The organism is Sphingobacterium psychroaquaticum (assembly GCF_900177625.1).
Classification (GTDB): domain Bacteria; phylum Bacteroidota; class Bacteroidia; order Sphingobacteriales; family Sphingobacteriaceae; genus Sphingobacterium; species Sphingobacterium psychroaquaticum.
In genome coordinates this window covers 471,901-487,999 of sequence record NZ_FXAU01000003.1, presented here as the reverse complement: position 1 = coordinate 487,999, position 16,099 = coordinate 471,901, and the positions used below count along the sequence as shown (strand labels likewise).

The 16,099-nt window shown below is 39.9% G+C and carries 12 protein-coding genes; 3 read left to right on the top strand and 9 right to left on the bottom strand.

Features of this window, described 5'->3' with window-relative positions; translation table 11 throughout:
* Positions 1–9: 9 nt before the first annotated feature.
* The 5 genes from B9Y69_RS10415 to B9Y69_RS10395 all read right to left on the bottom strand — a co-directional run bounded on the left by B9Y69_RS10415 (position 10) and on the right by B9Y69_RS10395 (position 7,553).
* Positions 10–3,102 (bottom strand): efflux RND transporter permease subunit, encoded by a 3,093-nt coding sequence (locus tag B9Y69_RS10415; RefSeq protein WP_085472876.1) that lies wholly within the window; start codon positions 3,100–3,102, stop codon positions 10–12.
* 6 nt (positions 3,103–3,108) lie between these two features.
* On the bottom strand, positions 3,109–4,206 hold the full coding sequence (locus B9Y69_RS10410; protein WP_085472875.1) for an efflux RND transporter periplasmic adaptor subunit: 1,098 nt from the start codon (positions 4,204–4,206) through the stop codon (positions 3,109–3,111).
* On the bottom strand, positions 4,207–5,463 hold the full coding sequence (locus tag B9Y69_RS10405) for a TolC family protein (protein ID WP_144036545.1): 1,257 nt from the start codon (positions 5,461–5,463) through the stop codon (positions 4,207–4,209).
* Positions 5,464–5,535: 72 nt separating this feature from the next.
* Complete coding sequence (locus B9Y69_RS10400; protein ID WP_200811781.1) at positions 5,536–6,870, bottom strand: sensor histidine kinase; 1,335 nt, start codon at positions 6,868–6,870, stop codon at positions 5,536–5,538.
* Positions 6,871–6,872: 2 nt separating this feature from the next.
* The gene (locus tag B9Y69_RS10395) at positions 6,873–7,553 is read right to left on the bottom strand and encodes a response regulator transcription factor (RefSeq protein WP_085472873.1); all 681 of its coding nucleotides are present in this window, start codon (positions 7,551–7,553) and stop codon (positions 6,873–6,875) included.
* Between the two features lie 190 nt (positions 7,554–7,743).
* Here B9Y69_RS10395 and B9Y69_RS10390 point away from each other — a divergent pair, with 190 nt between their 5' ends.
* Entirely contained in the window at positions 7,744–8,739 is a 996-nt protein-coding gene (locus B9Y69_RS10390) for an LLM class flavin-dependent oxidoreductase (RefSeq protein WP_085472872.1), read from the top strand.
* Positions 8,740–8,770: 31 nt separating this feature from the next.
* Here B9Y69_RS10390 and B9Y69_RS10385 read toward each other — a convergent pair whose 3' ends face one another.
* Positions 8,771–9,883: a peptidase associated/transthyretin-like domain-containing protein gene (locus B9Y69_RS10385; RefSeq protein WP_085472871.1), complete on the bottom strand. Its 1,113-nt coding sequence runs from the start codon at positions 9,881–9,883 to the stop codon at positions 8,771–8,773.
* Between the two features lie 862 nt (positions 9,884–10,745).
* On the opposite strand from B9Y69_RS10385, the gene B9Y69_RS10380 reads away from it, so the two are divergent.
* Positions 10,746–11,237 (top strand): helix-turn-helix transcriptional regulator, encoded by a 492-nt coding sequence (locus B9Y69_RS10380; protein WP_159451833.1) that lies wholly within the window; start codon positions 10,746–10,748, stop codon positions 11,235–11,237.
* 315 nt (positions 11,238–11,552) lie between these two features.
* Here the strand turns inward: B9Y69_RS10380 and B9Y69_RS10375 are convergent, their stop codons facing one another.
* The gene (locus tag B9Y69_RS10375; RefSeq protein ID WP_085472869.1) at positions 11,553–13,721 is read right to left on the bottom strand and encodes a peptidase domain-containing ABC transporter; all 2,169 of its coding nucleotides are present in this window, start codon (positions 13,719–13,721) and stop codon (positions 11,553–11,555) included.
* A gap of 20 nt (positions 13,722–13,741) precedes the next feature.
* Positions 13,742–14,839: an HlyD family secretion protein gene (locus B9Y69_RS10370; RefSeq protein WP_085472868.1), complete on the bottom strand. Its 1,098-nt coding sequence runs from the start codon at positions 14,837–14,839 to the stop codon at positions 13,742–13,744.
* A gap of 330 nt (positions 14,840–15,169) precedes the next feature.
* On the opposite strand from B9Y69_RS10370, the gene B9Y69_RS10365 reads away from it, so the two are divergent.
* A complete protein-coding gene (locus B9Y69_RS10365) occupies positions 15,170–15,820 on the top strand; it encodes a rhomboid family intramembrane serine protease (protein WP_085472867.1) in 651 nt (216 codons plus the stop codon).
* On the opposite strand, the gene B9Y69_RS19185 is transcribed toward B9Y69_RS10365, so the two are convergent.
* Positions 15,817–15,957, bottom strand: coding sequence for a hypothetical protein (locus tag B9Y69_RS19185; protein ID WP_159451832.1), 141 nt, complete (start codon positions 15,955–15,957; stop codon positions 15,817–15,819). The genes B9Y69_RS10365 and B9Y69_RS19185 overlap by 4 nt on opposite strands.
* Positions 15,958–16,099 lie beyond the last annotated feature (142 nt).

Here is a 16,099-nt window from a genome sequence, read left to right as displayed (position 1 = left end):
CTAATGTCATCAATCGTGACTTTTGCGGTTTGCCAGGTAGAACACAATCGGCACGACCGTAAAAGAAAGAATCAAACAAATAATTAATCCACCTACAATCATAATCGCCAAAGGTTTTTGGATTTCAGACCCCATACTCGTCGACATAGCCGCAGGCAGTAATCCCATGGATCCCATTAATGCAATCATCACAACAGGACGTATCCTACTCTTCACACCAAGATCAATAGCATCTAACAGCCGCATTCGCTCCTTAAGATTATCCCGAATAACCCCGATCAACACAATTCCATCGATCGTGGCAACACCAAACAAAATGATAAAACCAATACCGGCAGATATGCCAAAAATAGTCCCCGTGGTCCAAAGGGAGATAAACCCACCAATAAAGGCAAAAGCAAGTGTCAACGAAGAAATTGCAGTATCCTTCAGATTTCCAAAATTAAAATACAACAACAGTAAAATCAGCACCAATGATATCGGAACGACCATTGCAAGCTGTTTTGTGGCGCGCTCCTTACTCTCAAACTCACCTGCCCATTCCATATGATTCTCTCGCGGGAGTTTTACTTCACGCGCAACGACTGACTTAGCTTCTTGGATTGTACTTCCCAAATCTCGCCCCTCAATACTAAAACCAATACCAATATACCGGCTATTACCCTCTCTATAGATAAATGCGGGACCAGTCTGATAGCCGATTGTTGCGATTTCCTGGAGCGGGATATTTTGTCCGTTGCTCGTTGTGATTAAAATATTACCGATCTTTTCTGGCGTATCTCGATATTGTTCCTCAAATCGGAGCACCACATCAAACTGTCGATCACCTTCGTAAAACTTAGTGGCCGCTTGTCCCCCAATAGTCATGGCAATTACGGCTTGAACATCCGCTGTACTCACCCCATACTTAGCCATTTTGCTATCATGCAACTGGATACGCAGTTCTGGAAGACCAATATTCTTATACACGTTAATATCTGTAACCCCCTCCACTTTATTGATCGATGCGGCAACTTTATTAGCGTACTTTTCAAGGTCAAATAAATCATCCCCAAAAATCTTAATAACTAAAGAGCTCTTTACCCCAGCGACATACTCTTCCACATTATCTTGTATCGGCTGACTAAATCCAAAATTGATCCCGGGGTAATGATTCAATCGGCTCCGCATTTCCTGAATGATCTCATCCTTACTGATCTTACGATCCCAAGTCTTTTCATCCTTAAGTTGAACATTAAACTCAATATTAAAGAAACCTGTAGGATCTGTTCCATCGTTCGGTCTTCCTGTTTGTGTGAAGATAAAATCTATTTCAGGCATATCTTTCTCCATGATGCCTTTCATCTCCTTGGCTAATCGCGTAGACTCTTTTAAGCTAATACTGTTGGGCAATGTTGCTCGTATATAAATAGCACCTTCATTCAGCTTTGGAAGAAACTCAGAACCATAATGCATAAATTTAAATACACAGAGCCCAAACAACAAGATAAAAACGGTGATCGATGCTCTCTTAAATCGAAAAGAAATACGATATAAACCGTAAATAGAACGGTTAAAGAAGCGTGTTACAAAGTTTTCTCGCTCTTCCATATTTTTGGTAAACAGCAATTTACACATAGCGGGCACGTAAGTCAAACTTAATAACAGGGACCCCAAAAGAGCATAGCCCAATGTAAATGCCAAGGGCGTAAACATCTTCCCTTCCACCTTTTGGAAAGAGAAAATCGGCAATAAAGCAACAATGAGAATGAGAAGCGCAAAGAAGATATAGGAAGCGACGCTTCCTGCGCTCTTTTTAATCGTTCCCAGTTTCGACATCTTTGCAAACCGTTCAGGTCCGACTCGGTGCGACAATGTCGCCATGGCCACAAAGACCGTCTCGACAATCACGAGGGTTCCTTCGAGCAATAAGCCAAAATCCAGAGATCCCATAGAAATTAAATTGGCGGGCAATCCCTGAATGCGCAACATAATAATTGCAAAGAGGAAGGATAGTGGAATAACCGAAGCCACAATCAAGGTTGATTTCCAGTTGTATAAGAAGATAAAAACAATCAGGGAAACCAGAAGAATTCCTTCCACAAGATTCTTTGAAACAGTTCGTACCGTGGTGTTGACAAGCTCGGTACGATCCACAATCGCTTCAATCTTGACATTGTCCGGAAGAACCCGTGTGTTTAACTCCTCCACCTTTGCTTTTAAATTTGCAATCACTTCGGACGGATTCTGCCCACGTAACATAATTACAATACCTTCCAACACATCATCCATATCGTTGTAACTCACCTGCCCTAGTCTCGGCTTGTGCGAGACCTTGACTTCGGCCACATTTTTTATTAAGATCGGTGTCGATCCGTTAAGGGCCACCGTTATATTTTCGATATCTTCCAACTTATCCAGCAGTCCGACCCCCCGTACGACGTACGCTTGATCACCTTGCTCAATAACATCCCCTCCTACATTAATATTAGACTTAGAAACGGCTTCGAAAACATCCAACGGTGATAGGTCAAAATTCTTTAATTCTGTTGGGTTAATTCGTATTTCATAAATCTTTTGTTCTCCACCAAAACTTACCACATCTGCAACCCCCGGAACGCCTAACAACTCCCGCTCAATCACCCAATCTTGCATGGCCGTGATTTCCTTTAGGGGAAGATCACTCTTAATGATGTAACGAAAAATCTCGCCCGTCGCACCCGATGGTGGTTCAATATCTGCATTAGCCCCCTCTGGCAAGTCGACACCACCAAGTTTATTGGAAACATATTGCTGTGCATAAAAATCATTCACCCCATCTTCAAACTGCACGGTCACGACAGAAAGACCGAACAACGAAATCGAACGAATATTTGATTTACGCGGGATACTGTTCATCTCCTTAGAAATAGGAAGCGTAACCAGTTTTTCCATCTCCTCGGCACTTCGTCCCGACCATTGGGTAATAATACGCGCTCTGGTATTTGTAACATCGGGAAAAGCCTCAATTGGCGTATGAAACAGCGCATATATTCCCGAAAAGAGTAATATAAATACACCAAATAAAACGAAAGTGGTATTACGCAACGAGAATGTCACGATATTCTGTACAAATTTCTTCATAATAACCTATTGATTTAGATGTTCATAGATCAACAGCGCGTTTGACGTCACGATCTTGTCTTTCGGCAACACCGTTTCTCGCACAAACACATATTCCTCATTGCTTGCTACGGGAGCAATTTGCCTCGTTTCAATGTGACAATCGTCGGTATAAACTAAGACATACTCCTTGTTGTTACTAAAAACTATCGCTTTCCTCGGGATAGGAATGCCCATGCCCAAATTATTCTTTTTATCGATAATAATATCCGCACTAAGGCCCGGTACGAGATTTAATTTTTGATTTTCAAGTACAACACGCGCCTTCAATACATGCTCATTATCATCAAACACATTATATATCTTGTCGATCCGCCCGTTGTATAGCTGATCTGGATAAGCTATAGTTCGTATCTTTACCTGATCCCCTGTATGCACAAACCGTAAGTTGCTGGCATAAATATTTACCATGGCCCAAACCTCTTTCAAATTAGAAATGGAGAATAATGGATCATCTTCCTTTGTAATAGCTTGCCCTGAACTTATAGACTTCTGAATAATATACCCTTTCTTTGGGGCTACAATGTGAAAAAGTCCGTTACCTGCCGCCTTAAACAATGTTAAAGATTCTTCAATTCGTTTAAGTTCAATCTTTGCTCCTTCTAACTCGTGTGTCGTCTCTAATAATTCAGGCGCTGAAATTAAACCATCACGTAATAGCGATTCTTTTGATAGCTTTTGCTGTTGAAGCAAGCTTATTTGATTCTGTTGATATTGCTGTTGACGATACAAATCTTGAATCTCAAGTGACTTAATCGTTGCCAAGACCTGTCCTTTGTTTACAAAATCACCGAGCTCAAAGCGTACTTGCTCTACCACGCCCTCTAGCAAACTCCGGTACGCAACCAAATCATTCTCATTATATTCAATTTTACCTGATAAGGTTAATTGCTCCGTAATAGGAACTTCGTTCATCTCGGATATTGTCGTAGATTTCTTTAGCTCAGCACTGAGACAAAAGGTAGGTGTCGCTATTTCTTTTTCTTCTGTCTTTTCTCCTTTTGATCCGCAAGAAGCCAAAATGGCCACGCCCAAGGCGAATAATGTATAGTGTCTCTTCATCATTTATTGAAAGTCTTTTCCTAATATATATTGTAACTCCTCATACGAATTCATGTAGTCCGATACCAGTTCTAGGTATACCTGTTGTGACTCTCGGAATGACCGCATAAAGTCGACATAGGTAACCAAGGATACCTTACCGTCTTGCAGATTACGCCTGTAGCTATCTACAATGGTTTTATAATCTTCGAACTTGTATTCATCCCATCGTGCCAGGGCTTCTTCATACTGGATGAGTTGTTGATGCAAACGTAACGCCGATTGCTCTACATCAAACTGAATAGATTGTAGCTTTTTCGTCTCGTGTTCTATTTGATAGGATACGGCCTTTATCTTACTTTTATTTCGGTTAAATACGGGTATATCAAAGCTCACACCGAGACCAATAAAGTCCTGCATAATATTTCCGCCCCGATCATAATTCATCTGAAAAGTTAGATCCGGCACGCGATTACTCTTTTCTATGGCAAACTCTTGGTTCGCTTTCGCCAACTCATTAGATTGTTTTTTTAAGGTCGTATTTTCACCAACATCAGTCAGGTTTGTCTGTGTCGAAACGCGTAATGATAATCCCACGGTAACAGTCGGCAATACCAATTTTGAAATTGTTAAATCTGGTATCTGAGTCAATACAATAAGTTTCTGTAACGATTCTCTCTTTTCCGCATCGAGGGCAATAACTTCCTTTTGGAGCGCTATCAACTCAGCTTGTATACGGTACACATCTGCCTTCGAAACATTATTACTTGTGGCTTGGTTACTGTATTGCTGATACAAACGTTGAAAACCTTCGTATATCCCTTGTAGCTGCTGCGATTCGCGTTCCTGTTGCCCCAGCGTATTGAATGTTTGCCGTAGATCTTTCTTGAGCTCCCGGATGAGATCCTCATAATCTAAAATTTCACTTTCCTTTTCCAACTTCCGGAGCGCGACCCTTTTCTTTCGCTTTCCGGCCGTTTCGATCATTTGTTCTAGTTCGAAGGCAATCTGTTGATGTTTACCATAATTTCCGAACAGATGAGGGAGCACCTCCGCGGTATTATTTTTCCAAATATTTACCTCGCTAATACTGAACGTCGGATTGGGCCATACGCGCTCCTGCACCATCTCGGCATCCGCACGTTGGATATTGAATTTCTGTGCAATAAGCTCATAATTGTTCGCTAAAAAATTAGCTTCTAGATCTGAAATTGTATATTCTTGCGCTTGTAAAAAGCTAATAAAGAATAACAACATGGCTGTTAAATAAATTCTTCTCACCTTATATTCATCTTTTGCGACAAAACTAAGCGCAGTAGATTAAGGGGATTTCTAAGATAGATTAGAATTTGATTAGAATAACAAATCGACGCGTGTACCGTCCTTCCCTGAGTGGATCTGTAATTGTATGTTATGCAGCGAAAAAATGATATTCGCCATGGATAAACCGATGCCTTTACCCTGAATCCCTTTCGTATTTTGAGCCCTGAAAAAATTATCTTTTATATGGTGTAGATCATCCTGCGGAATACCAATCCCTTGATCTAAAACGGACACGATCAACCGTCCGTCACATTCGCTCAAAGTCACTTTAATAGGCTTGTTATCGGAATACTTGACTGCATTTTCCAAGATATTGTTTATCGCCAACTCCAGAAGCTTATCATTACCTTCCGTCATGAGCAACGCATTATCTTTGACCAGGATTTCTACTTCTACTTGCGCTTGATGGTATAGGATCATATTCTCGATCACTTGCCAAACAATCTCATCTACACGAACCTCTCTAAACTCGAAACTTGTTTTTGCCCCGGAGAGCAACATCATCTGGTCCAAGGTTTCCTGAAGATCACTTGTATATTGCTTCAATTGGCGTATAGCTTCCTCGTGAACCTCGATAGAGCGAGGTCTACTACTTGTTACCTCTAATGTTCCGAGCAGAGCGGTAATCGGTGTACGTAGTTCATGGGAGACATAATCGATAAAGTTTTTTTGAATGGTGAATGTTTGCGCAATACGATCGACAAAATGATTGTACGTGGTCACTAGATCTTCAATCTCCGCATACGACCGCGCTAATTTCAGCGGCTCATTAAAATTTTTACTATCCCGTTCTTTGATCTGCTTTACAATATTTATGATGGGCTGATATGCGATATACCCCAAATATTGTGAAGAGAGAAAGATGATCAGTAAACCGATAAAAAAAGCAATCCAAAGCACCTTCATCAGCGAGGCCATCTGTCCATTAAACTCTTCCCGCGGCTCTCGGGTAATCACGACAAAATCACCTTGGTTATCTTCATAAAAGATACCATTATAGAAAAAATCAGGCGAATCAAAAAAAGCATTTTTCTGCTGCTCAACAAGCTTTATAAAATCCTTTGGAATTTCACCGTCCAGTGTCATATCACCATTAAATTTATGCCCCAAGCTATCGAATACTACGATATTCTTTCGAGATATGGCTTTGTTCAATTGGTTTTTAATATGCGTATGCTCTAGCACGGGGAGTTCGTCTTGCTCTAAATAATAGATAGCGGCCAACAAGGATTTGTTTTCCAATGACTTGTGCTCTTTCTGCACCATCTGTGCGTAATAAGAAAAGTAGATCAGGAACGCAACGACCAGCATAACGACAGTAAAAACCAATACAGCGTATAACGATAGTCTGTGTCTTAATTTCATAACTATGCTTTAAATATATACCCGACGCCTTTCACGGTAAAGATGTATTTTTCGCTCTCGCTCTCGATCTTATTTCGTAAATACGATATATATACATCCACAACATTGGTATGATTTTCAAAGGTAATTCCCCAGACAGCATTTAAGATCTGAATACGACTTACGGTCTTATTTCTATTTTCAATGAGATACATCAGTAATTTATACTCTCGAGGAGAGAGGTCCACATTAGAACCACTTAGAGTTACCTTATATTGTTCTAAGTCAACCTGGAGACTTCCAAAAGTAAAAGTAGATTTAGGTTGCTCTTGCTGCTGATATTGTTGCCGGCGCGTTAGTGCCTTAATCCTTGAAAGTAGCTCATCAAAGTGAAAAGGCTTCGTTAGGTAATCATCGGCCCCATAATCGAGCGCCGACACTTTATCCTGTACCGCATTGAGCGCACTTAACATCAATATAGGGGTGTAAAGCTTTTTGTAACGCAAAGTTTGCACCAATTGTATACCATCCATTCCTGGTAACATGACATCCAAAATAATCAGATCCCAATCCATTTGGATATAGTTTTTCTCTATTACCTCTTCTGCACTTTTACAAAGCGTCACGAGATAACCACATTCTTCTAATCCTTTAACCAAAAAAGTACTAATACGCTTATCGTCTTCAACTACAAGAATCTGCATAGCAACCTAATTTGTACAAAAATAGCCAAATTCATTCGTTTATCGTGAGCACAAGAAAAACTCTAATCAAACTTTAATGTTAAACGGTCTGACTCGCATGATTCGTCTCCCATACGTCATGTTTTTATCGCACTCCCGTAATTGACAAAAGCCTTACATTGATTTACACATAACCTCGTACTTTTAACGTATGAACACACTCAAACTTTCCGCATTGGATTTAGCCACCATCAGTAAGGGGTCTAATACCAAAGAAGCGATTGATAGATCGGTACAGTCGGCTCAATATATAGAACAATTAGGTTACGAACGCATCTGGTTCGCTGAACACCATAATATGGAGTATATCGCCAGCTCAGCGACTTCTTTACTTATCGGGCATGTTGCCAGTCAGACACATAAAATCCGTGTCGGTTCTGGAGGAATTATGCTACCGAACCATGCGCCGTTAGTTATTGCAGAACAATTTGGCACCTTAGAAACCTTATATCCTGGACGGATAGATTTGGGTCTTGGACGTGCTCCGGGAACAGATCAGTTGACAGCAATGGCACTTCGTCGGAATAATCTCAACACCTCCTTTTATTTTAAGGATGATATCCAAGCGCTACAACATTATTTTGAAAATGAAAACCCTACGGAAAAAGTACGTGCCTTTCCGGGAGAGGGGCTACATGTTCCCCTTTACATATTGGGTTCAAGTACCGATTCTGCCTACCTTGCTGCGGAACTCGGTCTTCCCTACGCCTTCGCCGCACATTTTGCACCGGCCATGCTAGGCCAAGCGGCAGAAATATATAAAGCAAATTTTAAGCCTTCACCCTATCTGGATAAGCCGTATTTCATGGTCTGCGTTAATATTGTTGCTGCCCAAACGACGGAAGAGGCGGCCTTTTTGGCAACCTCTTTGTTTAACCTTTTTGCGGGTATAGTAACCAACCTTCGCAGACCACTTTCACCGCCGACAGATCAGGTGATTTACCATGGAATTCCAGAAATAGAAAAAGCGGTACAAAGTATGGTTTCCTGCACCTTCGTAGGAGATAAAGAAGCTATTCGGGAGCAAGTATCCGGCTTTGTTGCGCAGTATGGCGTGGATGAGATAATCACAACAAACTATATTTTTGATATAGACAAGAAACTGGAATCCTATCGGATTACCTATGATGCATTACAAGGAGCTTAAGCTCCTTGTAATCACAGATTCAATTTTTATTTTATTCGATAAGCTTCAGTTTAGTTCCCAAATGTAGACCCAATGCCTCACTGACATCAGGAATTTGATGAGCCTTCAAATCTTCCCAAAACTTACGCTTAAATTGGCTCTTCATTGGCGTCTTATAAATATTACGTTCCAATTGTTTCTCTATTTTTTTGTATTCTTCCGCCGTTAAAAAAGATCGTTCCATCACATAGAATTCCGCTAGACCTTCATATGGAATATGTCCATATTCGTTTTTTCGCTTAATACTGCCAACTACATTTTGATATATATTTTGTAAGTCGGCCGGACTGCTCGCCGCCAATGGACGTTTGACAAAAGTTTCCAGATTAACCGCGTTTTTAATCTTTGCTTCTAGGCGAAATATTTTAGTGTGACGAATGGAATCAGGAAGCACGCCGTCTCTAAAATATTGCATCGTCTCTCCATCCGAACTAGGCCTAATATTTCCAACCTCAACATCGTTTTTTAAGATCTTAGTTATCCCAGTGTTGGATTCCTCTCGGAAGTTCAACTTTTCTAACCGTTCCCGTAGCCCCTTAGTAGAAAGGCTTGGGACGCGCTGAATCTGAAAAAAGCCAGACATCTTTTTGTCGTAATCCCGAACAACGGATGAATCTCGATATACGCGATAATCTATCAATTGGTACTTCATTTTTCCTTTTGTAAGTGGGATATAATACACTATAATGCCATCCGAGTAATACTTATGTTGTAAATTAAAGGTCTCCAACGCTCTGTAATACCCCCTTAGCACGACCACATCCCGGTGCTTACGATCCACCACAATTTCAGCAATAGTATTTGTACGTGGTATTAGTTCAAGGATTTGTGTCTTTTGGTTTTCTAAGAGCGTGAAACTTGCCCGCTCGTAAGAAACATGTTGCACAACAACCTCCCACGGCTTTGGAATAGATTCTTTGGCGCCCTCTAAAAAATTAAAAATACCATCCTTATCCGTAAAGCCAATAAGAGTACCATTCTTATGGTACACGTTCAGTGCTGGAATCCCTTGTTTATGCACGGCATCTACAAATGAAATCTGTGCCTGAACCGATAGACAAAAGATGTAGAGCACTAGGCTACTAAAAACAAACTTAAAGACCATAAAAAATTAAGAAACAACTGTTTAATATAAAACCAATTAGGATAGACGAAACTACTGATAAATGATAGATCGAAGAAAAAATTAACACTCTTTGACATAGGCAGTGGTTGTTATGGTTTTGCCCACACTCTTTTACATGCACATACATCCCCATCATAGCGATTCTCCCTAGATGGAATGGTCAATGCGACTATAAAAAAGCCTGTTCCATTGCTGAAACAGGCTCTACAGGTTACATTACGACCTCTTAGCGGTACATATGAACCAAATTGACTTACGCCGAGCCCGGGGCTCTTGACGGATTTTTATGGAAACCGGGCTTGGGTAAGTCGTAAATCAAAAACTACAAAAAAAAGGAACTCCCTTCATGTATAACACAAGACAATACAGATTGTCAGCAAAGACCCCCAGCGGACGTCCTGTATTGCTTGTGTATTTTAAAATACGCTTGGACTTCGGATACGAAGACTTACCAAAGCGGAACTATAACACGTACCGCAATGATAAATCTAACTTTCATGGGTAATTTCTTTCCATCACTTCGTATACTCATCCCATAAATCAAAGAGCTTAATATGCTACCTATATATAGCTGTTTAACCACACTGTTTATATTGTACCCCTACGCCCTATCGGTTATCATTCAAGCTTACAATACTGTATTATATTGAACGTAGGTAAAAAGACATTGTATAGCAGACGCACATTATTTGGTTACTTTCTGATAGCCCACTAATTCAAATATAGGCAATTAGAAACATATAGACAAATAAAAATAAAATAAAACACAACATTAATTGCACATTAATATATTATTATTTTCCTTTACTATTTTTGCGCAAAAAAACTATTTATTTGCTTTGTGTCAAACTACAACAAAGAAACGCTCCTTCGTATTGGTAAGCTTCTCAAAAAACATCGTGAAGAACGTTCGTTCTCACAAGGCGATGTCGCCACCATGACCGGCTTAACCATCACGACCATTTTTTCCGTTGAAAAGGGTCGAGGTACATCGCTGAGCAATTTTTTGTTGATTTGTCAGGCATTAGGTATCCAACCACGTGATATTTTCGTAAAAGATCTTGTTCTCACACCACCTTTTGAAGCCCCTCCTGGGGCCGGGTACCGCAATGAGACAGCCCGTAAACTAGATGAACTGGTATATTCAAACTTTTTTGACACACCAAAACGTGTTTCCGACGTATTAAGAGAGTTGGAAATCGACAAAAAAGACAGTAACAAATTCTCTGTTTACTTAACAGCGTACTGTAAAGAAGGTGCTTTGGAGTATGTAAAAGAGAAAAACATCAAAAAATATAGCAGAAAAAAATCCGGTAAGGCGAAGATTAAGTAAAAAGTGTCAAAGTCTAGTTGATTTTGTGTGCGTTTTGCTCTGATCAGTAATGGTCATAAAAAAGGAGGTGTTGAACGGACACCTCCTTAAAAGTAAATTATTTTTACCCATAAAAATAAATCACATCATATTTGAAAGAAATCGCTTCTAGATAGCCGAGTATGTTTACATCTACGCACTAAGATCCAAACCTTTTCGACACTTGCGTTTCTATAATACGCGCTTTCAACATTACAAAGATGCGAAGCCGGCAGAACTCTCACCACAACTACAGGTTATATTTTCATTTTTTTGAAAAAAAATTGAAATAACGACCTACCCACCAAGGTTTACCAGCTGCTTCTCCCACATTTTTTTGTACAAAGAATCATACTTCATTAACTCGCTGTGTGTCCCCTGCTCTGCAATCTTGCCCGCATCAAGAACCATGATGCAATCTGCGTGAGCAACGGTGCTCAACCGATGTGCAATAACGATCATTGTTTTGCCCGCATCTCTAAAGGACTGGAGCGTTTGTTGTATAACCTCCTCCGATGCAGAATCAAGCGAAGAGGTCGCTTCATCCAATATGAGTACTTCAGGATTTCGATATAGAGCTCTTGCAATTGCGATGCGCTGCTTCTGCCCACCGGAAAGCAAAGCTCCGTTCTCCCCTAAGTAGGTCTGAAAACCACTTGGTAGCTTTTCAATAAACGGAAGGATTCCCAATTTTTTGGTGATGTCGATGATACGCTGTAGATTTGGAAAATCTTCGCCTAAAGCGATGTTATCTATAATATTTCCAGAAAATAAATCAATTTGCTGGGGGACGACCGAAACCAGCTTACGCAACGAGTAATTAGAAAGGTAATTGATATCATAATCACCAATAGTTATTTTTCCACTATTGAGGGGATAGAGATTTTGGATTAAAGCGGAGATTGTGGTCTTTCCTGAGCCACTTTCTCCGACAATCGCTGTTGTTTTCCCCTTTTCAAACGTACAAGAAAACGCTTTAAAAATTTCAATACGGGAGCCGTAACTAAAAGAAACTTGGTTAAATACGATATCGCCCATCCCTTCGGGCGTAAGATCTAGTTTGTTTGTTGATTCTTCCCGCTCCAGATCCATAATCTCAAACAAACGATCCGAAGCTATCATCGCATTTTGAACGGTCTTATTCATCCCAATGAGCTGAGTGACAGGCCCTGTAAAATATCCGATCAATGCATAAAAAGAAAGCAACTCACCCGGCGTAATAATACGATCTATAACATACCGTGCGCCTACCCAAATCAAAACTATCGTGAAAATACGAGATAAAAAATCAGAAGACGATGTCGAGAACAAACTATTCATCACGGACCTGTATATGGTCTTTAAGAGTAAGGAAAATTTACTATCGGTCTTATCATTCGCAAATTGCTCGATACCAAATTGTTTAATTGTGCGCACCGCGTGCAGAGACTCCACAAGATGGGACTCCAATTCAGCTCCTTCTTCCATCATTCGTCTTTCTACCTTTTTATTGAGTTTGTTCGTTACCCAATACACTAAAAAGTAAAGTGGTATGACCAGCGCAATTATCAAAGCTAGCTTCCAGTAATAGGAAAACATTAAAGCAAAGGAAAAAAAGACAATAAAGATATTTACCACAATCTGGATTGCTGCATCGTTGATGAATGCCCGTATCTTTACCGCGTCATTTACACGAGAAATGATCTCTCCAACCTTCATGGTATCGAAAAAACGTTGAGGAAGACTCAGTAAGTGTTTATAATACCCCAAAATCAAATACCGATCAATCTGCTGCCCCGTTTGCAATACCATCACGCTTTTCATTCCTCCTATAAACAGTTGGAAAAGTAAAATAACGATCATAATCACAGAGAGTAGATTTAACAATCTCAAATTGCCATCCACCAAAACATAATCGGTTACCTTTTCCATGTAAATAGAAGTCGAAAGCCCGAGCAATGTATAGAATATGGCACCGATTAGTGCTTGAAAAGCGACCGATCGGTGTGGTTTTATCAGGTTCCAAAAGCGTTGATAAACCTGTGTCTTTTCGTTCCTTTGTTCAAAGTATACATTGGGTTCCATCAATATCAGGGCCCCGGACCATGCTTTATCAAAATTTTCTATCGATAGCTTTTCTATTTTTCCGGTAGCCGGATCCATATAGGTCACCTGACGTTTATCTACGTTGTAAAGAACAATATAATGAGGAACATTCTCTTTAAACTCGACGTGCGCTATGGCAGGTAAAGGTATACTTTTCAAAGCTGTAATCCCTCCTTTTACCCCTTTTGCCACAAACCCCATCGCGGTTAATCCTTGGATCATTCCCAATACATTTGTTCCACGCGTGTCTGTATGGCATAACTGCCTAATTTTAGCGATAGGCATCTGTAGGCCATAGAAAGCGGCTACTGACGATAAACAAGCGGCTCCACAATCGCGTACGTCATGTTGCTTTACCTTTGCATAATTTCTTTTGCCCATTCCGTTCGTTAGCTTAAGAGTTATTTATTGCTTGATGTATTACCAAGTGCAGGATTAAACCAATCGTCCACGCGATCAAACAGAAGTTGCCACAGCGTACGATCTAATAGGTAAAAACGCGCTACAAAACTATTTCCTTTACCAATTTTTGCTTGATAGCCATTACGCAGGGTCAATACATCCTGTTTCAGCTGACAACGAACCTTGAAGAAAGGTTCCGCCTGATCGGCTACTGAAACGTTGGGGTCAATATCTAGTACAACGGCCTCCACCATCCCCCACTGATTGTAATTATAGGTATCCATTTGCAAGCGCACTGCTTGTCCAGGGTGAATAAAACCAATATCCTTGGGTAAGACCAAACATTCGGCAATTAAATCATGATCCGGCGATAGATCGCCTAAATGCTGACCTTGAACAACCTGACCACCCGCCTGTAACCCTTTAAAATTAGTTAGACGCCCTGTTGCCGCCGCCGTCACGACATAGTTCTGGCTTTCTATGGAGAGGTCTTGTATATCTCCCTGCATCGTTGTAAGCCGTTGCTCAAGTTCTTGTTTCTTTCCCTGCCAAATAGCAGCTTGTTGTATAGGGATTGATTGGAATTGTTTACGGATTTGCTCATACGCATAATGACTTTTGTCATATTCGGCTTGCGAGATCACCCTTCGCTCAAAAAGCTGTTTATTACGGTCCCGCTCTCGTTCGGAAAGATTAAGTTGCGTCTCAACTTCTGCCATTTTACCTTGCATAGCATATAGCTCCTGCCGATACTGTCCCGTACTTATCTGATTATACCTACCAGCCAACAAATGGTTTAGGTCTGAAACTTGTGCTTTTATTTCTCCCAATAATTGATTTTGATTGCTTTGTTTGTTCTGAAGACCTTCTGTGGTAACGACAAGCAGCGTATCCCCTTGTTGTACAAGTTGATTATTACGGCTTAAATTACTCTTTACGACTCGCCCCGCTACTAAAGAGATAACGGCCGTATTTTCATCTGCTGCTCGTATACTGCCGCGCGCAGCTGTTGTAATGGGTACCTTTATAAGCGGTAACGATACAAAGACTGCAACCACCAATAACAATAAACATATATATAGCGTTGACGCTCTCATGGAGAAGGTTAATTTGTTTACGTGAAAAGCCTTAAAAGTAGTAAAAATCGAGTGTAGTCCGGTGAATTCTGGATGAATTAATTTTTATTTTTCTTGCCGTGTAGCGATAAATATAAAAGGAGCGTTATTACTGTAATACCGATTACAATAATGAAATATGATCCCCTTGTCTCATTTTCACCTTTTGTGATTTTTTGAAAAACAAAAACTAAAAAACAAGGGTTAAATTGATTAAGTATGAAGACAAAAAAACAGCCTATAGATACTAGAGGTTGGTTTTTTAAAAACTTCAACTTATCTTAATTCGATGAAAAACAACAATAAATAGGCATGTCAATATTTGATGTTCTACCGACTTTCCAAGAATCGCCTTGGACGTACATAATCGTACCTTTAATCTTTGTAAGTAGTATAATTGGCTTCTACTACAAACCCTATTTTTACAAGCTTGTACTGCATCCTTACGAAGTTTGCAGAGGTAAACGTTGGCATACACTGTTAACCTCTGCATTCGTGCATCGTAATTGGTGGCATTTGTTGTTTAATTTATTAGCTATTTACATACTGACGTATGATGCCTATGAATGTGTAAAACAAATTTATGGCAAGAATGTATCAATATGTCTAAGCCCGATAATTTATATCGTGTTAATTACCATTCCAAATATTCTTCAAACCCTTCGTAAAAAAGAAAACTTTCTTTTTACGACCATGGGTGCATCAGGTTTATCATTTGGACTTTATGGATTTTCAGGTCTTTTTTTTCCTACAGAAACTGTAAGCAGCTTTGTACTTCCATTCGTAGGCAATTTTTTCTTCAACTGGCTCTCCCTACTTCTTATACTGTTTCTACTAACTCGCGTTCGTAAAACAACCAGTCAAAACGTCTATCTTCACCTGTACGCCTTTTTATTCGGCGGCCTTCTAGCGTTTATTGTACGTCCAAATTCCTTTAAGGAAGTATTATCGCTTTTTATTTAACCTGTAACCAATGACCAAATAAAATCAACTAGATTTTTTTGTTTTTCATTTTCTCTTACTTCGCCACCACCATTGATCTGCGTTTGCTCTTCGATTGTCAATGCTGTTAATTCTACGTTTTCAAATTTCTTTTCCATGATGTTTTATCTTTAATAGTACACCACAAAAAACGATATAATAGCAAACTAGGGGTACAACTAAAAGTTGTATAGTAAAACTTATAGTATTATTACTCATATATTTTATAACTTCAGGTAATATTCTTAGCTTTGTATTATC